Source organism: Bifidobacterium intestinale (assembly GCF_023656765.1).
GTDB classification, from domain to species: domain Bacteria; phylum Actinomycetota; class Actinomycetes; order Actinomycetales; family Bifidobacteriaceae; genus Bifidobacterium; species Bifidobacterium hominis.
Genome location: NZ_JAMOKR010000002.1, coordinates 421,141 through 441,031 on the forward strand (window position 1 = coordinate 421,141; position 19,891 = coordinate 441,031).

The following is a 19,891-nucleotide window of genomic DNA, read 5'->3' on the forward strand; positions in this document are numbered from 1 at the left end:
GTTAAGGAACACTCATGGCACTAGACGTGCTCAATGATCTCAACCAGATCCGTAACATCGGCATCATGGCTCACATCGATGCCGGTAAGACCACTACCACCGAACGTATCCTGTACTACACCGGCAAGAACTACAAGATCGGCGAGACCCATGACGGCGCCTCGACGATGGACTTCATGGCTCAGGAACAGGAACGCGGCATCACCATCCAGTCCGCTGCAACCACCTGCTTCTGGAACCGTCAGACCCATGACGAGAAGCAGAAGTTCCAGATCAACATCATCGATACCCCTGGTCACGTGGACTTCACGGCCGAGGTGGAGCGCTCCTTGCGTGTGCTCGATGGTGCCGTTGCCGTGTTCGACGGCAAGGAAGGTGTGGAGCCGCAGTCCGAAACTGTGTGGCGTCAGGCTGACAAGTACGGCGTTCCGCGTATCTGCTTCATCAACAAGATGGATAAGCTCGGCGCTGACTTCTACTACTCCGTCGACACCATCAAGACCAAGCTGGGCGCGACCCCGCTTGTCGTGCAGCTGCCGATCGGCGCTGAGAACGACTTCGCCGGCGTCGTCGATCTGATTCGTATGAAGGCTTACGTCTGGAACGATGTTTCCGGCGATATGGGCGCTCACTACGACACCACCGACATCCCGGCCGACCTGCAGGACAAGGCTGAGCAGTATCGTGCAGAGCTGCTCGACCAGGTCGCAGAGTCCGACGAAGAGCTGCTTGAGAAGTACCTCGAGTCCGGCGAACTGACTGAGGACGAGATCCGTGGCGGCATCCGTAAGCTCACCATCAACCGTGAAGCCTACCCGGTGCTCTGTGGCTCCGCCTTCAAGGACAAGGGTGTTCAGCCGATGCTGGACGCCGTCGTCGACTACCTGCCGAGCCCGGAGGACGTTCCGTCCATCGTCGGTTTCGATCCGAAGGACGAATCCATCGAGATCGATCGCAAGCCGACCACCGATGATCCGTTCTCTGCTCTGGTCTTCAAGATCTCTACCCACCCGTTCTACGGCAAGCTCGTGTTCGTGCGCGTCTACTCCGGCGCCGTCGCTCCGGGCGACACCGTGCTTGACTCCACCAAGGGCAAGAAGGAACGCGTCGGCAAGATCTTCCAGATGCACGCCGACAAGGAGAACCCGGTCGATGCCGCCGAGGCCGGCAACATCTACACCTTTGTGGGCCTGAAGAACATCACCACTGGTGACACCCTGTGCGACGAAAAGGCTCCGATCTCCCTCGAATCCATGACCTTCCCGGATCCGGTGATCGAGGTGGCCGTGGAGCCGAAGACCAAGGCCGATCAGGAGAAGATGAGCATCGCTCTGGCGAAGCTGTCCGACGAAGATCCGACCTTCCAGGTGAAGACCGACGAAGAGTCCGGCCAGACCCTGATCTCCGGCATGGGCGAGCTGCAGCTCGACATCATCGTCGACCGTATGCGTCGTGAATTCAAGGTGGAGTGCAACGTGGGTAACCCGCAGGTTGCATACCGCGAGACGATCCGCAAGGCCGTCATGAACCAGGAATACACGCACAAGAAGCAGACCGGTGGTTCCGGCCAGTTCGCAAAGGTCTTGATGAACTTCGAGCCGCTCAACACCGAAGAGGGCGAGACCTACGAGTTCGTCAACGAGGTCACCGGCGGCCACATCACCAAGGAATTCATTCCTTCCATCGATGCTGGTGTGCAGGAAGCCATGGAATCCGGCGTGCTCGCCGGCTTCCCGGTGGTTGGCGTCAAGGCTACCGTCACCGACGGCCAGGTCCACGACGTCGATTCCTCCGAAATGGCCTTCAAGATCGCAGGTTCCATGTGCTTCAAGGAAGCTGCTCCGAAGGCCAAGCCGGTCATCCTCGAGCCGATCATGGCCGTGGAAGTGCGTACTCCGGAAGAGTACATGGGCGACGTGATGGGCGATATCAACGCCCGTCGTGGTTCCATCCAGTCCATGACCGACTCCACCGGTGTCAAGGTCATCGACGCCAAGGTTCCGCTGTCCGAGATGTTCGGCTACATCGGCGACCTTCGCTCCAAGACCCAGGGCCGCGCAATGTTCACCATGCAGATGGACTCCTACGCTGAGGTTCCGAAGAACGTCTCCGAGGAGATCATCAAGGCCCAGCGCGGCGAGTGACACGCGCTGCCGCTTAAGTGGAAACTGTCTCCAGTCAGCGCTAGTATTTTGTAGCGCTGACTGGGTTCGGGCTCCAAAGTGGCACAAACCCGTCAAACCCAGTAAAATGTAGCGAGTGCCTTGAAGCGAGTTCAAGGCTTACTACGAGACGTCCAGGAGGACAAAACACATGGCAAAGGAAAAGTACGAGCGTACTAAGCCGCACGTTAACATTGGTACCATTGGCCACGTCGATCACGGTAAGACTACCCTGACCGCAGCCATCTCCAAGGTCCTGCACGAAGAGTACCCGGACATCAACCCGGCTTACGACTTCAACCAGATCGACGCCGCTCCGGAAGAGCAGCAGCGTGGTATCACCATCAACATCGCCCACATCGAGTACCAGACCGCTGAGCGTCACTACGCTCACGTCGACTGCCCGGGCCACGCCGACTTCGTGAAGAACATGATCACCGGCGCTGCCCAGATGGATGGCGCTATCCTCGTTGTGGCTGCTACCGACGGCCCGATGGCTCAGACCCGCGAGCACGTGCTGCTCGCTCGTCAGGTGGGCGTGCCGCGTATCCTCGTCGCTCTGAACAAGTGCGATATGGTCGACGACGAAGAGCTCATCGAGCTCGTTGAGGAAGAGGTCCGTGACCTCCTCGACGAAAACGGCTTCGATCGCGATTGCCCGGTCATCCACACCTCCGCTTACGGCGCACTGCACGACGATGCTCCGGATCACGAGAAGTGGGTTGAGTCCGTCAAGGAACTCATGAAGGCTGTCGACGAGTACATCCCGACCCCGACTCACGATCTGGACAAGCCGTTCCTGATGCCGATCGAAGATGTGTTCACCATCTCCGGCCGTGGCACCGTGGTTACCGGCCGTGTCGAGCGTGGTAAGCTCCCGGTCAACTCCAACGTCGAGATCGTTGGTATCCGTCCGACCCAGACCACCACCGTCACCTCCATCGAGACCTTCCACAAGCAGATGGATGAGTGCGAGGCTGGCGACAACACCGGTCTGCTGCTCCGCGGCATCAACCGTGACCAGGTCGAGCGTGGCCAGGTTCTGGCTGCTCCGGGCTCCGTGACCCCGCACACCAAGTTCGAGGGCGAAGTCTACGTGCTGACCAAGGACGAAGGCGGTCGTCACTCGCCGTTCTTCTCCAACTACCGTCCGCAGTTCTACTTCCGTACCACCGACGTCACCGGCGTTATCACCCTGCCGGAAGGCGTTGAGATGGTGCAGCCGGGCGATCACGCTACCTTCGGCGTTGAGCTGATCCAGCCGATCGCTATGGAAGAGGGCCTGACCTTCGCAGTGCGCGAAGGCGGCCACACCGTCGGCTCGGGCCGTGTCACCAAGATCATCGAGTAGTTTCTGCTTGATGTCAAGACACGCTTGAACTAGCGTTTTAGGAAAACCTCCCAAGGCATTTTTGCCGAGGGAGGTTTTCCTATATATGGAAGGCTTACCGACAAAGTATGCACACCGTGGCATAATGAGCAAGGCTCTTTTTAAGCTTTCCCTGTTAGACGAAGAAATAGGTGAGTTAATTTGGCACAGACTACCAATGACATCAAGAACGGTTCCGTCCTGAACCTCGATGGCCAGCTGTGGGCCGTCATCAAGTTCCAGCACGTCAAGCCGGGCAAGGGCCCCGCTTTCGTGCGCACCACCATCAAGAACGTGCTCTCGGGCAAGATCGTCGACAAGACCTTCAATGCCGGCATGAAGATGGAATTCGAAACCGTCGACAACCGCAACCTCCAGTACTCCTACGAGGACGGCGACAATTTCGTGTTCATGGATATGACCACCTACGATCAGATCTACATTCCGAAGACCCTCGTCGGCGACCAGGCCAAGTTCCTGCTGGAAGGAACCGACTGCGTCGTGTCCTTCCACGATGGCACCCCGCTGTCCGTCGAACTGCCGGCTTCCGTGATCCTGACCGTCACCCATACCGAACCGGGTCTGCAGGGCAACCGCTCCAACGCTGGCACCAAGCCGGCCACCGTTGAGACTGGTGCCGAAATTCAGGTTCCGCTGTTCATCGGCGAAGGCGAGAAGGTCAAGGTGAACACCACCGACGGCTCCTACCTCGGCCGCGAGAACTGAGAGTAAGGACGAAAGAAGTTTCATGGCACGTTCCACCGCTCGTAAGAGGGCTCTGAATACGTTGTATGAAGCGGATGAGAAGGGACAGGACATCCTGTCCCTTCTTGCTGAGCGCATTGAGCAGCCCGGCGCCCAGACTCCGCTGCCTGAATACGCCATCGAAATCGTTCGTGGCGTTGCGGAACATATCGCAGCCATCGATTCCACGCTTGACGAGCATTCCACCGGTTGGAAGGTCAAGCGTATGGGCGTTGTCGATCGCAATATTCTGCGTATCGCGGCGTGGGAGATCATGTTCAATGATGATGTTCCCAATATGGTGGCCATCGACGAGGCGCTTGGCCTTGCCAAGACGCTGTGTGATGATGAATCACCGGCATTCATCCACGGTCTGCTCAGCGCTGTCAGCGCTGATGCGGATGCCGTTCAAGTGGATGGGCAACCGACCGAACCTTCAGCTGAGTAAAGCTGAAAGTTAAGCGATTCGGCCGGGTCGCGAGTCCTAACCGGCCGCTATCCTTGGTACGAATACCTTGACTATAAGGGGGTTTTGGTGAACCAGTATGATTCCGAAGCCGTGATGTTTGACCCTCAAGATGCCGTTCTCGTTCTCGAAGACGGACAGGTGTATGTGGGTGAGCCTTACGGCGCGATCGGCACGACCAGTGGGGAGATCGTTTTCGCAACCGGCATGACCGGTTATCAGGAGACGCTTACGGACCCCAGTTACGATCGTCAGATCGTGGTACAGACGTTCCCTCATATTGGGGACACGGGAATCAATGGGGAGGATCCGGAATCCTCGCGAATCTGGGTTGCCGGCTACGTCGTGCGCGATCCTAGCCCGAGCGTGAGCAATTGGCGCGCAACCGGCAGCCTTGATGACGATCTGGAAGCCAACAAGATTGTTGGCATCAGCCATATCGATACCCGTAAGCTGGTGCGTCACCTGCGTTCCGCCGGTGTGATGCGTGCTGCGATTTTCTCCGGTGACGCTTTGCTTGACGACAATGGCAAGCTGCGTACTATCGAATCCATGCTCGACGAGGTTAAATCCACTCCGCAGATGAAGGGGATGAGCCTCTACGACGAGGTCAGCACCAAGCAGGCCTACACCATCGAACCTTGCGGTGAATTCGAAGGCAAGGAGCCGCTGTACACCGTCGCCGCCGTCGATTTGGGCATCAAGGCCATGACTCCGCATCGCATGGCGGAGCGTGGTTGCCGTGTGCATGTGGTGCCATCCACCATCACGTTCGACGAGCTTGAAGCTCTTCATCCTGATGGTGTCTTCTTCTCCAATGGTCCGGGAGATCCGGAACAGGCCGCCCCTGAAGTGGACCTGCTTCGTCAGGTGCTTGATGCAGGCCATCCGTTCTTCGGCATCTGCTTCGGCAACCAGCTGCTCGGCCGTGCGCTTGGCTTCGGTACGTACAAGCTGAAGTTCGGCCACCGTGGCATCAACCAGCCGGTCAAAGACATGACCACCGGCAAAATCGAAATCACCGCGCACAACCACGGTTTCGCCGTCGACGCGCCGATTGGTGAAACCGTTGACGCGCCGTTCGAAAACGGCAAGTACGGCAAGGTGTTCGTCAGCCACATCGATCTGAATGACAACGTGGTTGAAGGCCTGCAGTGTGTCGATATTCCGGCATTCTCTGTGCAGTACCATCCGGAAGCCGCAGCCGGCCCGCACGATGCCGCATATCTGTTCGATCGTTTCGTGGATCTCATGCGTTCCGCCAAGGAGGGAACCCGCAATGCCTAAGCGCACAGACATCAAGTCCGTGATGGTCATCGGCTCCGGTCCGATTGTGATCGGCCAGGCCGCAGAATTCGATTACTCGGGCACTCAGGCCTGCCGCGTGCTTCGTGAGGAAGGCATCCGAGTCATTCTCGTCAACTCCAACCCGGCCACCATCATGACCGATCCGGAAATGGCAGATGCCACCTACATCGAGCCGATCTCCACGCCGATCCTCGAGCAGATCATCGCCAAGGAACGTCCTGACGCCCTGCTGCCGACCCTAGGTGGTCAGACTGCACTGAACGCAGCCATGGCGCTGGGCGAGGCCGGTGTGCTCAAGAAGTACAACGTCGAGCTGATCGGCGCTTCCCTTGAAGCCATCGACCGTGGTGAGGACCGTGAGCTCTTCAAGAAGGTCGTTGAGGAGGCTGGCGCCGAATCCGCACGTTCCGACATCGCCCATTCCCTCGAAGAAGTCGATAAGATCGCTGAGAAGTTCGGCTATCCGCTGGTTGTGCGACCGAGCTTCACCATGGGTGGTCTCGGTTCCGGTATTGCGCACAACGAAGAGGAACTGCACCGCATCGCAGGCGCAGGCATCCATTATTCCCCGACCGACGAGGTGCTGATCGAAGAAGGCATCGAAGGCTGGAAGGAATACGAACTCGAGCTGATGCGCGACAAGAAAGACAACGTCGTGGTCGTCTGCCCGATTGAGAACGTGGATCCTGTCGGTGTGCACACCGGCGATTCCATTACCGTGGCGCCTGTGTTCACTCTGACTGATCGCGAATATCAGAAGCTTCGTGATATCGGCATCGCCATCATTCGCGGCGTGGGCGTCGATACTGGCGGTTGCAACATCCAGTTCGCCATCAACCCGAACACCGGACGCATCATCGTCATCGAAATGAACCCGCGTGTGTCCCGTTCCTCCGCTCTGGCATCCAAGGCAACCGGCTTCCCGATCGCGAAGATCGCCACCAAGCTGGCTCTTGGCTATACGCTCGACGAAATCCAGAACGATATCACGCAGTCCACACCGGCCAGCTTCGAGCCGACTATCGACTACGTGGTCACCAAGGTCCCGCGTTTCGCCTTCGAGAAGTTCCCGGGTGCCGATCCGACACTGACCACCTCCATGAAGTCCGTGGGCGAGGCCATGGCTCTGGCAGGCAATTTCCAGGAATCCCTCGGCAAGGCCATGCGCTCCATCGACAAGCGCCACATGGGCTTTAACTGGGACGGCGACAAGCCCTCCGCACAGGAAGTCGATGAGCTGCTGGACGCCATCAAGGTGCCGACCGAACATCGTTATCTGCAAATCCAGCGCGCCCTGTGGGGAGGCGCCACCGAACAGCAGATCTTCGACGCCACCAAGATTGATCCGTGGTTCATTCGCCAGTTCGAACTCATCAATGAGACAGCTCTTGAAATCAAGGGAGCGGAGAAGCTTAGCCGCAAGCTGTTGAAGAAGGCGAAGCTGGCTGGTCTTTCCGATCTGCAGATCGCCCACCTGCGTCGCTTGGGAGACGAAGGTGAAAACGCGATCCGCGAGCTGCGCTGGTCGTATGATCTTCGCCCGGTCTTCAAGACGGTCGATACTTGTGCCGCCGAGTTTGACGCGGTGACTCCGTACTACTACTCCTGCTATGCGGACGAAAGCGAACTGCGCCCGCGTGAGCGCGAAGCCGTGATCATTCTCGGCTCCGGTCCGAACCGTATCGGTCAGGGCATCGAGTTCGACTACACCTGCGTGCATGCCGTGCAGGAACTGGGCAAGGACTATGACACCATCATGGTCAACTGCAACCCGGAAACTGTGTCGACCGATTACGACATGTCCGATCGCCTGTACTTCGAACCGCTCACCTTCGAAGACGTGCTCGAAATCTACGAGGCCGAAAAGAAGATGGGCCCAGTCAAGGGCGTTATCGTTCAGCTTGGTGGCCAGACCCCGTTGTCTCTGGCAGCTCGCCTGAAGGCTGCTGGCGTGCCGATTCTCGGCACCACGCCTGAATCCATCGATCTGGCTGAAAACCGTGAGCTCTTCGGCGAAGTGCTGAAGAAGGCCGAGATGAACGCGCCTCGCTACGGCACCGCTCTGAGCCTTGATGAAGCCCGTGAAGCGGCACACAACATCGGTTACCCGGTGCTGGTGCGCCCGAGCTACGTGCTTGGTGGTCGTGGCATGGAAATCGTATATGACGATGCCCAGTTGCGCAAGTACGTGGATCGCGCATTGAAGGAAGCCCAGGCCGATACCGTGGTTTCTGGCCGTCTGCCTTCTCCGCTGCTGATCGACAAGTTCCTGCAGGACGCCGTGGAAATCGACGTTGATGCCTTGTTCGACGGCGAGGAGCTGTATATCGGTGGCATTATGGAGCATGTCGAGGAAGCCGGTGTGCATTCCGGCGATGCCGCATGCACCTTGCCTCCGAGCACCCTTTCCGATGATCAGATTCGTCGTCTGCGCGAAGGCACCTATGCCATCGCCAAGGGCTGTGGCGTGCAAGGCCTGATCAACGTGCAGTACGCCTTCATGGCCAACACGCTGTACGTCATCGAGGCGAATCCGCGTGCCTCCCGTACCGTACCGTTCGCTTCCAAGGCGACCGGCGTGGCACTGGCCAAGGCAGCGGCCCGCATCATGGCTGGCGAAACCATTCAGCAGCAGCGTGACAACGACTTGCTGTTGCCTCACGGCGATGGTGGTGATATTCGCCGCGGTCAGCAGGTTGCCGTTAAGGAATCCGTGCTTCCGTTCAAGCGTTTCCGCACGCCGCTCGGCAAGACCGTCGACGTGTTGCTTGGACCGGAGATGCGTTCCACCGGCGAGGTCATGGGCTTTGACCGTGACTTCCCGCATGCGTTCGCCAAGAGCCAGCTGGCCGCTTATGACGGTGGCTTGCCGACAAGCGGCAACGTGTTCATTTCCGTGAACGACACCGACAAGCGTCAGCTACCGTTGTTCGCCGCACGCTTGGTGGAGCTTGGCTTCAACATTTGGGCCACCGAGGGTACCGCATCCGTGTTGCGCCGCTATGGCATCGACTCCAAGATCGTTGATAAGATCAGCGTTCGTATGGATTCCGATCCGGATGATCCAATCACCACCTACCATGCGGAAGGCAGCGTCGGCAAGAATGTCGTACAGCTGATCGAAGAAGGTGCCATCGATCTGATTCTCAACACACCGAACTCCCGTGGCTCCCGTTCCGACGGCTATGCCATCCGTTCGGCGGCCATTGCTGCGGATCTGCCTCAGTTCACCACCATGACGGAATTCTCCGCCGTGTTGATGGCCATCGAGGCTGTGCGCAATAATGATTATCAGATCATGAGCATTCAGGATCATTCCCAGCAGCTGTTCGAGTTGGAAAGCCGTGAGTAATGGTAAGTAGCCTCAGTAGTGAAGAGATGAGTGCCCAGCGTTCGGATTTCGGTCTGCGTCTGAGCAATTCCATGGCCAAATATGGTCCGCTGTGTGTGGGCATCGACCCGCATCGGCAACTCCTTACCGACTGGGGCTACAATGTGGATGCCTTAGGCGCGGAGCTCTACTCCATGCGTATGTTGCAGGCAGCCAATGGTAGAGCGGCGGCCGTCAAATTCCAGTTCTCCATGTTCGAGCGCTACGGTTCGAAAGGCATCGCGGCGCTCGAACGGGTACTGTATGCGGCCCGTCAGATGGGAATCATCACCATTGTCGACTGCCTGCACGGCGGTCTGCCGACCACAGTGTCCGCATTCGCCGACGCCTATTTCAAGCCGGGAGCTCCTCTGCTGGCCGATGCCATCACCTTGCTGCCGTACTACGGCGCACGTTCTTTGGGTGGCGTGATCAACGACGCGCTCAACAACGGTCGAGGCGTGTTCATCGCATCATTGACCTCGAATCAAGAGGGTGCCAGCCTACAGACAGCCATTCGTCAGGCGGGCGAATACAAGGGCAGAACCGTGGCCTACGGCATCGCCAGCACCGCGCAGAAATTCAACAAGGGCAATGACGGTATGGGTTCCGTTGGCTTGATCATCGGAGCCACCATCGGTCAGTGGATCAATGATTCCGGCATCGACCCAGCCAAGTTCACCGGCCCTATTCTGTCTCCGGGCTACGGATGGCAAGGTGCTGAAACCCGCGACCTTAAGACGGTATTCAAAGGTACTAAAGGCAATGTGCTTGTCACCGTATCTCGTTTTATCGCCACACATGGTCCGGATATTGCCTCTCTGAGCGCGGCCACGGAATCCGTGGCGCTCGATATTCGTCAGGCGCTTATCGAAGCGCAGAACGAAATCGATGATGAGGTTTTGGACGACGACGAAGAAGAGTGATCGCGCGTTCTCAAATCCGATGCTGAGATTCCATATTCCATGTTCTGTTGATTGTTATGAAGAATGAGGATGTAATGACTGATTCTCGTCATGGCCGTTTGATTGTACTTTGTGGCCCCGCCGGTGTTGGTAAAGGCACCGTTTTGGGACGCGTACGTGAGCAGCATCCGCAGATCTGGCTATCGGTATCTGCAACGACCCGTAAACCACGTCCAGGCGAGGTGGATGGCGTCAATTACTTCTTCATGACTGAACAGGAGTTTCTCGCCAAAGAAGATGCCGGTGAGTTTTTGGAAACCGCTGACGTCTTCGGTCTTGCTCACTACGGCACGCCCGTGAAACCAGTCGTGGAACATCTCGAACAGAATATTCCCGTCATTCTGGAAATCGACATCCAAGGTGCCCGTAGCGTCAAGCAGCGTGCGGGGGAGTTGGGTCTTGATGTGATGACCGTGTTCATTGCGCCGCCGTCGTTCGAGGAATTGAAACGCCGTCTTGTCGGGCGTGGTACTGAAACCCCGGAACAGCAGGCGAAACGTTTGGAAACCGCGAAAATCGAGCTTGCAGCTGAACCTGAATTTGACAAAGTCATCGTCAATAATGTTGTCGATGATGCTGCAAATGAACTGTGGAATCTTATTGCAACGGAATTCAATCTGTAATCATAATAATTAAAGACTGCAACATGCGTTCGAATATATCGGGCGCATGTTTTTTTAAAAAAAAAGAAAATGAGGATTGCGCAGTAAATAAACTGCGCAATCCTCATTATGTATTATTTGAGATTCACCAGAACTCAGGCGAGACCGGAAAGCTTGTCGATCAGCTCCGGATCGCGTGTGGCGCCCTTATCTGCGGAACGGGCGAAGGCCGCATAAGCCTTAAGCGCCTGGGAGACCTTGCGGTCGCGGTGCGCCACATAGCCGTCGCCAGCTTCGAGTTCGGCGCGGCGCTGGGCCAGCTCCTCATCGGTCAGCTCGACATTCACCGTACGGTTCGGGATATCGATATTGATGATGTCGCCGTTCTTGATCAGGGCAATCGGGCCCTTGTTCGCGGCCTCGGGAGCGATATGGCCGATGGCCAGACCGGAGGAACCGCCGGAGTAGCGGCCATCGGTCAGCATGGCGACCTGCTTGCCGATGCCCTTGCCCTTGACGAAGGAGGTCGGGTACAGCATCTCCTGCATGCCCGGTCCGCCCTTCGGGCCCTCGTAGCGGATGACCAGCGCCATGCCGGGCTTCAGAGTATCGTTGAGGATGACCTCGATGGCCTGCTCCTGGGATTCGACGACCAGTGCCGGTCCACGGAAGGTCCAGATCTCCTTCGGTACGCCGGCGGTCTTCACCACGCAGCCGTCAGGGGCGAGGTTGCCGCGCAGCACGGCCAGACCGCCTTCGGTGACAGCCGGATGGTCGATGTCATGGATCGCGCCGTTCACACGGTCGCGGTCGAGGGAATCGAACAGGGTGGTGTGCGTCCACGGATCCGGGGAGACAATGTGGCCCGGAGCGGCCAGATACATCTGCTTGGCCTGCTCGGTGCAGGTATCGCGCATGATGTCCCAGTCGTTGAGCTTGTCTTCCAGTGTCTTGTAATCGATGGAATGCACGTCGCGGTGCAGTTTGCCGGCGCGGTCGAGCTCGCCGAGAATGCCGGTGATGCCACCGGCGCGATGCACGTCGGAGATCTCCCATTCGCCGGACGGCGAAGCCTTGCAGATGCAGGGCACGGTGTGGGAGATGCGCTCGATGTCGTCAAGCGTGAAGTCCACGTCGGCGGACTGCGCCATGGCGAGGATGTGCAGCACGGTGTTGGTGGAGCCGCCCATGGCCACATCCATGGTCATGGCGTTCTCGAACGCTTCCTTGGTGGCGATGGAACGCGGGAGCACGCTCTCGTCATCATCGTCGTAATACTGCTTGGCGATTTTGACGATCTGTTCGGCGGCGCGCTTGAACAAATCCTTGCGGTAGGAGTGTGAAGCCAGAATGGTGCCATTGCCTGGCAGGGCCAGACCGATGGCCTCGGTCAGGCAGTTCATCGAATTCGCGGTGAACATGCCGGCGCAGGAACCACAGGTCGGGCAGACGGTCTTCTCATAGGCGAGCAGATCCTCTTCGTTCAGATTGTCGTCGGCGGAGGCGTACATCACGTCGATCAGATCGGTGTTCTTCTTCACTGTGCCGTCAGGCAGCACGGTCGTGCCGGCCTCCATCGGACCGCCGGAGACGAAGACGGTCGGAATGTTCAGACGCAGCGCGGCCATCAGCATGCCCGGTACGACCTTGTCGCAGTTCGGGATGCAGATCAGGGCGTCGGCGCAGTGCGCGTTGACCTGGTATTCGACGGTGTCGGCGATGATGTCACGGCTCGGTAGGGAGTACAGCATGCCGGTGTGGCCCATGGCGATGCCGTCGTCAACGGCCATCGTGTTGAACTCACGCGGGATGCCGCCGGCTTCTTTGATGGCCTCGGAGATCAGTCGTCCGACCTTGTTCAGGTGCACGTGGCCGGGCAGGAACTCATCGAAGGAATTGGCAATGGCGATAATCGGTTTGCCGAAATCCTTGCCGTCCACGCCAGCGGCACGGTAGAGGGCGCGTGCGCCCGCGAATACTCGTCCATTCATCAGTTTTGCAGATCGCATTTCCATGTTCTCTATTGTGGTAGTTAAGTGGGACACGCGTTTTGTCAAGAGTCACTATGTGGAATTTCCAGAAGCGTTACATTCGCGAGCGTTGACGAAGATGCTTGCGTTTGCCGAAAACATGAGAGAAAGGGCTTGAATCAGGTCCAGTGGCGGCCCTATACTTGAGACTTTGAAAAAGAAGCTTTTGGCTTATCTGATGATTGGGAGATAATCAATATGGCATTCGGCACTCAGCCAACCCCGACCGGTCTTGCGGAACCGCCGATCGATGATTTGATGGAGCATGCTGACTCCAAGTATGCACTGGCTATTTTTGCAGCCAAGCGCGCCCGTCAGATCAATTCCTATTTCACCCAGCTTAACGAGGGCCTGCTGCAGAACGTCGGTCCGCTGGTGGAGTATCAGAATCAGGAGAAGCCGCTATCCATCGCCTTCCGTGAAATCAACGACGGTCTGCTTGAGGAGACCCTCGGCGAAGACGATCTGACCGAAGGCAACTGACGAGACGGCTCTTGAAACAAGAGCTAAATCTTGAATTTTCATTCGCCCCGATACCTGAGCGGTGCGCTTTGAATAGTCCACAATGAAACTATTGATTGCGTATGCGAAGGACGGGGCGTTTTTCGTAGCAATCAGAAGGGACGAACGTGTGGGGCGTTCGTGAAAGGAGCAGCCAGATGGCTGAATTGAAGTTGATTTCCGCTGAGTCGGTAACGGAGGGGCATCCGGACAAGGTCTGTGATCAGATTTCCGATGCGATTCTTGATGATATGCTTGCTCAGGATCCGCAGTCTCATGTCGCTGTGGAGACGTGCGCCACTGTCGGTCAGTTCTTCGTGTTCGGAGAAGTGACGAGTGATGGGTATTCTGACATTCAGAACATTGTGCGTTCTGTGGTGCGTAATATCGGCTATACCAGTTCCCGTGTCGGTCTTGATGCTGATTCTTGCGGTGTGACCGTGTCGTTGACCGAGCAGAGCTCCGAAATCAATCAGGGTGTGGCTCGTTTGAGTGGTGAGGCGGAATCGCAGGCATCTCGCGAGCAGCGTTACGAAGCACAAGGTGCCGGCGATCAGGGTGTGATGTTCGGCTATGCATGCGATGAGACCGATGCGTTGATGCCATTGCCGATTTACTTGGCGCATCGTTTGGCATATCGTCTTACGCAAGTGCGCAAAAATGGCGAAGTTCCTCATCTGCGTCCGGATGGCAAGACCCAGGTGACCATCGAATACGATGAGAACGATACTCCCGTTCGTCTCGACACGGTGTTGGTTTCCACTCAGCATGATCCTCAAATCGATCAGGCATGGCTTAAGGAGCAGCTGACGGAGCATGTGATTCGTCCGGTGCTCGACGATGTGCTTGCCGATCGTGTGGCGCATGATGAATATCGCGTGCTCGTTAATCCGACCGGTTCGTTTGTGCTTGGCGGTCCTGCCGCGGATGCCGGTTTGACCGGTCGCAAGATCATCGTCGATACGTATGGTGGTGCGGCGCATCATGGCGGCGGCGCGTTCTCCGGCAAGGATCCGAGCAAGGTGGATCGTTCCGCGGCCTATGCGGCACGTTGGGTGGCCAAGAACATTGTGGCCGCTGGCCTTGCGCATAAGGTTGAAGTGCAGGTGGCGTATGCCATTGGCGTGGCCGATCCGGTGTCCATCAATGTGGAAACGTATGGCACTGAAATTGGTGTGACCCGCGAGCAGATTCAGCAGGCTGTGCGCACGGTGTTCGACCTTCGACCGGCCGCCATTATCGACGAGCTCGACCTGAAGCGTCCGATCTATTCCAAGACCGCTGCTTATGGTCATTTCGGACGCGACGATGCTGATTTCACCTGGGAGGCCACCAATAAGGTCGACGAGCTGAAAGCCGCCATCGAGGGCTGAGCTACCCTTGAATCATGAGTACTGAGGATGCCGAACAGCTGGCGCTTGACGGGCTTGCCCCGCGCAAGCGGCGCAAACGTGCACCTGCGCCCAAAACGCCGGCTGCCGAGCATCCCATCGCCCAAGTGGTGCTGGACATTCAAGCCACCCATTTGGGGCAGACCTTCGACTACTACGTCGAGGAGAAGTATTCCGAAGATGCGCAACCCGGCGTAATGGTGCGCGTGCGTTTCGGAGGGCAACGGGTTAACGGCATTGTATGGAACAGAACTGACACCAGCGAAACCCCGGAATCGTCGTTGAGATTCATTGAACGAGTGGTCTCCGATCGTGTGCTGGTGCCTGCGTCCATGCGGAATGACGCTACGCTTATCGCGGATGCGTTCGGTGGAACACGAGCCAACATCCTACGTTTGTCGGTGCCTGCGCGCGTGGCGCGAGTCGAACAGGAGCAGCGCCTCGGCAATCGGACGAATATCGAAAAAAACAGGCGCAGGGAGTCGCTCGCCAAGGCCGAACGGGAATCATACGAACAACTGCAACGGCAATACGGCAATATCAATCTGCTTCATGAAGCATTGGAATCGCAACGTTTTCAATCGTTCGTGTTCGATCCGCTTCCAGGTGCCGATCATTGGCGGCAGTGTGCGGCATGGATGGTGGTTTCGGCGCTGTTGCAGGGTAAACCGGCAGTGCTGGTGCTGCCGACCATGCGTGAGATTGAGGATATGGCTGAGACCCTGCAGGCTATTGGTTTGCGCCTTTTCGCACCGATGCAATCCTCCAATGGAGCGTATGACGGCGATTTCGCCATTCTGAATGCGCAGATGGCGCCGGCGGAACGGTATCGTGCCTATCTGGCCATCTGCGAGGGGCAGGTTCGGTGCGTGATCGGCACGCGTGCGGCGATGTATGCTCCGGTGGACGGCAATGCGTTGTTCTTCATACTCGACGACGTGTGCTATCAGGATGCCGATGGCATGATGCCATACGCCAACGCTCGTGGAGTGCTGCGGTTGCGCGCGAAATCGCATAACGGTGTGTTCGTTGCGATGGCCAATGCGCGCAGTGTGCAAAGCCAGTGGGAGACCGATGCGGCGCACGTCAGAGCCACTCAGGTCAGCGGTTTCAGCACGCCTATTCATGCGTTTCCTGCGGTGACCAAGGAGGCAAGTCCGTGGATTCGTTGGCTCAACCGCGATGAACTGGCGAGACTTGCGGATGCAACCATTGGCGCGCGTGTGCCGCACACCGCGGTGCGAGTGTTGTCGAAGGCGTTGGAAAGCGGCCCGGTGTTGTTGAGTATTCCGCAAGACGGCATCAGCGAGGCATTGAGCTGTGCGAAATGTCACCGACAGGCGAGATGTTCGTATTGCACCGGGCCTTTGGAACGATTGTTGGACGGGTCCGTGCGATGCCGCTGGTGTGGCTCCGCCACAGTGCAATGGGCTTGCCCGGCATGCCAGGGCGAGCGCATGCGAGTGGTTCGTGTCGGGGCCGCGGGAACTGCACAGGAACTGAGCCGGCTGTTTCGTGGCGTTCCTATTGTGCTTTCAACGCCGAGCCAGCCGCGTGGCATTGTTCCCGATATTGGATTTACGCCGCAGCTGGTCATCGCCACTCCCGGTGCCGAACCCCGTGTGCGTGGGCGGAATCCTTCGGAGTGTGAATACCGTGCTGTGGCCATTCTTGACGCATGGACCAGCCTGTACGCGTTCGGTATCGACGCGGGCGTAGACACGTTAACGTCGTGGATGCGTGCGGTTTCGCTATGCGCGCCGCGAATCAGGGGAGGTCAGGCACTGCTGATCGGAGAAACCGATCCCACGCTTGCCCAATCGTTGATGCTTTGGAATTCAACGTTGTTGGCGCAAACCGAACTACAGGAACGTGAGCAGACGGCATTGCCCCCAGTGTTCGCCGCTGCCTGCGTGTGGGGCCGCCGTGACGCGGTGAAAGCCACGTTGGAGCGGATTGGTGCATTGGGCGGGGGAGATATGTCTACCATCGAAACCGCCGAAGGCGTACTGCCGTCCGTATTGGGGCCGGTGCCCATTCCGCAGCCGCGAACCATTGATTCACGTGAGTTGGAAGGTACTGCGGATCGTGTCAAGGCCGTGGTGCGTGTGCCGCAAAGCCGACGTGGCGAATTGGCGTTGCGTTTGCGCTCCGCCAGTGCCCGCCATGTGGCCGCTCGTGAGCCCGGTGAGCTGCGTTTCCAGCTTGATCCGAAGGAGCGAATCTGACGCACGTCCCCTCGCCGTGAAAAACTAGATAGGTTGAAGTTCGGCATAAGGCCGTATGGCATGAATGGAGGATCATATGAAGGGCTGGCCAGGAGAGCCTGACATGGAGTACGACGTGCTCATGGCAGACGGCGAAGCCGCGGCGAATGCGGACAAACCGATCACCGATGTGATTTTCGATTTCGGCAATGTGCTCATCTACTGGGATCCGGTTGCCGTGATGGCGCCACGGTATAGCGACGAGCTTGTTGAGCAGTTCCTTGACAACGATATTTCCGGCTTTTATGACATCAATGACAAGTTGGATTGTGGCATGTCGAACGATGATGGTGTCGCCTTGATGCGTGAACGTCACGGAGACAAGTGGGCCGACATGCTGCAGTACTATCTCGACAATTTCGTTGACTCGCTGACCGGCGTGGTGCCGGGCGCTCGCGTGCTCATCAATGATTTGAAAGCTGCCGGCGTGCGCGTATGGGGATTGAGCAACTGGCAGAAGGACCTGTTCCCGATCGCGCTTGAGAATTTCGATATTCTGCGCAGTCTTAACGATCGTGTGGTTTCGGGGTACATTTCCCTGCGCAAGCCCAACAAGGATATTTACGAGTTCGCGTTGCAGCAGTTCGGCATTGACGCTTCCGGCGCGGTATTCGTGGATGATAAGGCCATGAATATCGTAGGTGCGAACAATGCTGGCATTCGCGGCGTTCGATTCAAGGATTCGCGTGCATTGCGTGCGTTGCTCATCGATGCAGGTGTGAAGATTCCTGCAGTGCGCCAGGCATAGTGTTGGTGCGTCGCGTTCCCCTGTTGCACACGCTGCTGATATGTGTGCTGTTGATATGACGGAATGATTCCACGATGATAACGATGTGAATGAGGATTTGATAAGGAGGACTTTCTATGCTGAAAGTGCTGTTTGCCGGTACTCCGGATGTTGCTGTGCCGTCGTTGAAGATGCTGGCTGAAGACACCGAGCATTTTGAAGTGGTCGCAGTACTCACCCGACCGGATGCGCCTACCGGTCGTGGACGCAAGTTGGTGCCGAATCCCGTGAAGCAGGCCGCTCTTGAACTTGGCCTGCCGGTGATCGAATCCGATCCGAGCGAGGAAACCTTCATTTCCGAACTGTCGGCCACCGGAGCTCAGGCTGCCGCAGTGGTGGCGTACGGCAAAATCCTGAAGCAGGATGTGCTCGACGCGTTGCCGATGGGCTGGTATAACCTGCATTTTTCGCTGCTTCCGCAGTGGCGTGGCGCGGCTCCTGTGCAGCGTTCCATTTGGGCCGGCGAAAAGGTGACTGGTGCCACGGTGTTCCGTATTGTGCGCGCCATGGATGCCGGTCCGATTCTGGCGCAATCCACCGTGGAAATTGGAGCGCACGAAACTGCCGGCGAGCTTCTGAACCGTCTTGCCGAAGATGGATCGCACCTGCTTGCCGCATCGTTGCAGGCCATGGCCGACGATCAGATCGCTCCGGTGGAGCAGTCTGCCGGCGCATATGAGGTGGCTCAGAAGATCACCGTTGAAGACGCGCATATTCGTTTCGACATTCCCGTGTTCGCGGTGGATCGTCAGATTCGGGCCTGCACACCCAATCCGGGCGCATGGTGCGAACTGCATGCCAACGCTGAAGCCGAACCGACCATACTGCACGTGCTTCGAGCGCAGAGCGCCGATATGGGCAATCCCAACACGCCCTCTTCGCTTGAGCCGGGGCGGATCGTGGCCGGAAAGAAGAACGTATGGGTGGGCACTTCCTCAGATCCTCTGGAATTGCTTGAGGTCAAAGCCCAAGGCAAAAAGGCCATGCGTGCCGCCGACTGGGCGAGAGGCGCTCATCTCGACGGCGCCTACTGCAAGTAGAGTCGGAAACAGGTAGGCCGTATAAAGTTGCCGTGTGAATCTCATGATTTCACACGGCAACTTTTGCTATATCAAGCTTGTGATACTGCGGTTCGAATCATCAGAAGAGTCGAAGCTTGGCAAATCAACGAAGAAAATCAAGAATCCGCATCAAATCGCGTTCGTTCACACGATGTGGAGCGTCCGCCTGAACCGCAGGCTTGGCGCAGAACGCCACACCGAGCCCGGCGGCATGAATCATCGGCAGATCATTGGCCCCATCACCAACCGCAACAGTCTGGTCCATACTGATGCCCATGTGTGAAGCCCAATCATACAGCGACTGCAACTTCACATCTTTCGTAACAATATCGCCAAGCACACGGCCGGTCAGACGGCCATCCGCGGCTTCCAAACGATTCGCAATCCAAAAATCAAGATGTGCGTCGGTGGCAAGACGATCCACGACTTCATGAAAACCGCCGGAAACCACGCCGACCTTCCAACCATGCGCATGCAAGGCATCAATCAAATCGAGCGCACCGTGCGTAAAATGCACACGACGATATACATCATCGAATACCGAAGTCGGCAAATCCCTCAGCAATGCGACGCGAGCCTGCAATGCCTCACGAAAATCAAGTTCGCCATTCATCGCGCGTGCGGTAATCGACGCAATCTGTTCGCCAATTCCAGCAGCGGCGCCCAACTCGTCGATGACTTCCTCGTCAATCAGTGTGGAATCCACATCCATGACCAGCAGACCCGGCTGAGAAAGGGTGGGCGTGGGTGCGATGTTCGGCGATTCTTGTTCAAGCATGGTTTTGATTGTCGGAAATCATGCGGACAATGAGTATTCTTAATGGGTGAATGTATGAGACGGTTGCATTCCGGTTTGGGTTTGTCGGAG

15 protein-coding genes are annotated in these 19,891 nt (G+C 57.5%); 13 read left to right on the top strand and 2 right to left on the bottom strand.

The window, feature by feature from the left end; all coding sequences use genetic code 11:
• Window positions 1-14 precede the first annotated feature (14 nt).
• The 8 genes from fusA to gmk all read left to right on the top strand — a co-directional run bounded on the left by fusA (window position 15) and on the right by gmk (window position 11,007).
• Complete coding sequence (gene fusA / locus NBH13_RS04665) at window positions 15-2,144, top strand: elongation factor G (RefSeq protein WP_022244930.1); 2,130 nt, start codon at window positions 15-17, stop codon at window positions 2,142-2,144.
• 169 nt (window positions 2,145-2,313) lie between these two features.
• Window positions 2,314-3,513: an elongation factor Tu gene (gene tuf / locus NBH13_RS04670; protein ID WP_003836467.1), complete on the top strand. Its 1,200-nt coding sequence runs from the start codon at window positions 2,314-2,316 to the stop codon at window positions 3,511-3,513.
• A gap of 180 nt (window positions 3,514-3,693) precedes the next feature.
• Window positions 3,694-4,257 (top strand): elongation factor P, encoded by a 564-nt coding sequence (gene efp / locus NBH13_RS04675; protein ID WP_003836469.1) that lies wholly within the window; start codon window positions 3,694-3,696, stop codon window positions 4,255-4,257.
• Window positions 4,258-4,279: 22 nt separating this feature from the next.
• Complete coding sequence (nusB, locus tag NBH13_RS04680) at window positions 4,280-4,723, top strand: transcription antitermination factor NusB (protein WP_099570806.1); 444 nt, start codon at window positions 4,280-4,282, stop codon at window positions 4,721-4,723.
• A gap of 114 nt (window positions 4,724-4,837) precedes the next feature.
• Window positions 4,838-6,028 carry a glutamine-hydrolyzing carbamoyl-phosphate synthase small subunit gene (gene carA / locus NBH13_RS04685; RefSeq protein WP_284703013.1) on the top strand — a complete coding sequence of 397 codons (1,191 nt, stop codon included), beginning with the start codon at window positions 4,838-4,840 and terminating at the stop codon, window positions 6,026-6,028.
• The gene (gene carB / locus NBH13_RS04690; protein ID WP_099595468.1) at window positions 6,021-9,401 is read left to right on the top strand and encodes a carbamoyl-phosphate synthase large subunit; all 3,381 of its coding nucleotides are present in this window, start codon (window positions 6,021-6,023) and stop codon (window positions 9,399-9,401) included. The genes carA and carB overlap by 8 nt, the downstream gene beginning before the upstream one ends.
• Window positions 9,401-10,345, top strand: coding sequence for an orotidine-5'-phosphate decarboxylase (gene pyrF / locus NBH13_RS04695; RefSeq protein ID WP_099570803.1), 945 nt, complete (start codon window positions 9,401-9,403; stop codon window positions 10,343-10,345). The genes carB and pyrF overlap by 1 nt, the downstream gene beginning before the upstream one ends.
• A 74-nt stretch (window positions 10,346-10,419) precedes the next feature.
• On the top strand, window positions 10,420-11,007 hold the full coding sequence (gene gmk, locus NBH13_RS04700) for a guanylate kinase (RefSeq protein ID WP_250779131.1): 588 nt from the start codon (window positions 10,420-10,422) through the stop codon (window positions 11,005-11,007).
• A gap of 134 nt (window positions 11,008-11,141) precedes the next feature.
• Here gmk and ilvD read toward each other — a convergent pair whose 3' ends face one another.
• A complete protein-coding gene (gene ilvD / locus NBH13_RS04705; protein WP_250779132.1) occupies window positions 11,142-13,001 on the bottom strand; it encodes a dihydroxy-acid dehydratase in 1,860 nt (619 codons plus the stop codon).
• 213 nt (window positions 13,002-13,214) lie between these two features.
• Between ilvD and rpoZ the strand changes: the two genes are divergently transcribed.
• From rpoZ to fmt, 5 genes are all read left to right on the top strand, one after another.
• On the top strand, window positions 13,215-13,499 hold the full coding sequence (gene rpoZ, locus NBH13_RS04710) for a DNA-directed RNA polymerase subunit omega (RefSeq protein ID WP_003836480.1): 285 nt from the start codon (window positions 13,215-13,217) through the stop codon (window positions 13,497-13,499).
• A 176-nt stretch (window positions 13,500-13,675) separates the two neighbouring features.
• Window positions 13,676-14,890, top strand: coding sequence for a methionine adenosyltransferase (metK, locus tag NBH13_RS04715; RefSeq protein WP_250779133.1), 1,215 nt, complete (start codon window positions 13,676-13,678; stop codon window positions 14,888-14,890).
• A 14-nt stretch (window positions 14,891-14,904) separates the two neighbouring features.
• Complete coding sequence (locus NBH13_RS04720; protein ID WP_099570799.1) at window positions 14,905-17,136, top strand: primosomal protein N'; 2,232 nt, start codon at window positions 14,905-14,907, stop codon at window positions 17,134-17,136.
• A 76-nt stretch (window positions 17,137-17,212) separates the two neighbouring features.
• Window positions 17,213-17,923 (top strand): HAD family hydrolase, encoded by a 711-nt coding sequence (locus NBH13_RS04725; RefSeq protein WP_250779134.1) that lies wholly within the window; start codon window positions 17,213-17,215, stop codon window positions 17,921-17,923.
• 116 nt (window positions 17,924-18,039) lie between these two features.
• Window positions 18,040-19,002: a methionyl-tRNA formyltransferase gene (gene fmt, locus NBH13_RS04730; protein WP_099570797.1), complete on the top strand. Its 963-nt coding sequence runs from the start codon at window positions 18,040-18,042 to the stop codon at window positions 19,000-19,002.
• Between the two features lie 124 nt (window positions 19,003-19,126).
• Here the strand turns inward: fmt and serB are convergent, their stop codons facing one another.
• The gene (gene serB / locus NBH13_RS04735; RefSeq protein WP_250779135.1) at window positions 19,127-19,801 is read right to left on the bottom strand and encodes a phosphoserine phosphatase SerB; all 675 of its coding nucleotides are present in this window, start codon (window positions 19,799-19,801) and stop codon (window positions 19,127-19,129) included.
• Between the last annotated feature and the right edge of the window lie 90 nt (window positions 19,802-19,891).

Coding starts and splice junctions, on each gene's coding strand:
- fusA (WP_022244930.1), top strand. CDS start 15: ATGGCACTAGACGTGCTCAATGATCTCAACCAGATCCGTAACATCGGC.
- tuf (WP_003836467.1), top strand. CDS start 2,314: ATGGCAAAGGAAAAGTACGAGCGTACTAAGCCGCACGTTAACATTGGT.
- nusB (WP_099570806.1), top strand. CDS start 4,280: ATGGCACGTTCCACCGCTCGTAAGAGGGCTCTGAATACGTTGTATGAA.
- carA (WP_284703013.1), top strand. CDS start 4,838: ATGTTTGACCCTCAAGATGCCGTTCTCGTTCTCGAAGACGGACAGGTG.
- carB (WP_099595468.1), top strand. CDS start 6,021: ATGCCTAAGCGCACAGACATCAAGTCCGTGATGGTCATCGGCTCCGGT.
- pyrF (WP_099570803.1), top strand. CDS start 9,401: ATGGTAAGTAGCCTCAGTAGTGAAGAGATGAGTGCCCAGCGTTCGGAT.
- gmk (WP_250779131.1), top strand. CDS start 10,420: ATGACTGATTCTCGTCATGGCCGTTTGATTGTACTTTGTGGCCCCGCC.
- ilvD (WP_250779132.1), bottom strand. CDS start 13,001: ATGGAAATGCGATCTGCAAAACTGATGAATGGACGAGTATTCGCGGGC.
- rpoZ (WP_003836480.1), top strand. CDS start 13,215: ATGGCATTCGGCACTCAGCCAACCCCGACCGGTCTTGCGGAACCGCCG.
- metK (WP_250779133.1), top strand. CDS start 13,676: ATGGCTGAATTGAAGTTGATTTCCGCTGAGTCGGTAACGGAGGGGCAT.
- NBH13_RS04720 (WP_099570799.1), top strand. CDS start 14,905: ATGAGTACTGAGGATGCCGAACAGCTGGCGCTTGACGGGCTTGCCCCG.
- NBH13_RS04725 (WP_250779134.1), top strand. CDS start 17,213: ATGAAGGGCTGGCCAGGAGAGCCTGACATGGAGTACGACGTGCTCATG.
- fmt (WP_099570797.1), top strand. CDS start 18,040: ATGCTGAAAGTGCTGTTTGCCGGTACTCCGGATGTTGCTGTGCCGTCG.
- serB (WP_250779135.1), bottom strand. CDS start 19,801: ATGCTTGAACAAGAATCGCCGAACATCGCACCCACGCCCACCCTTTCT.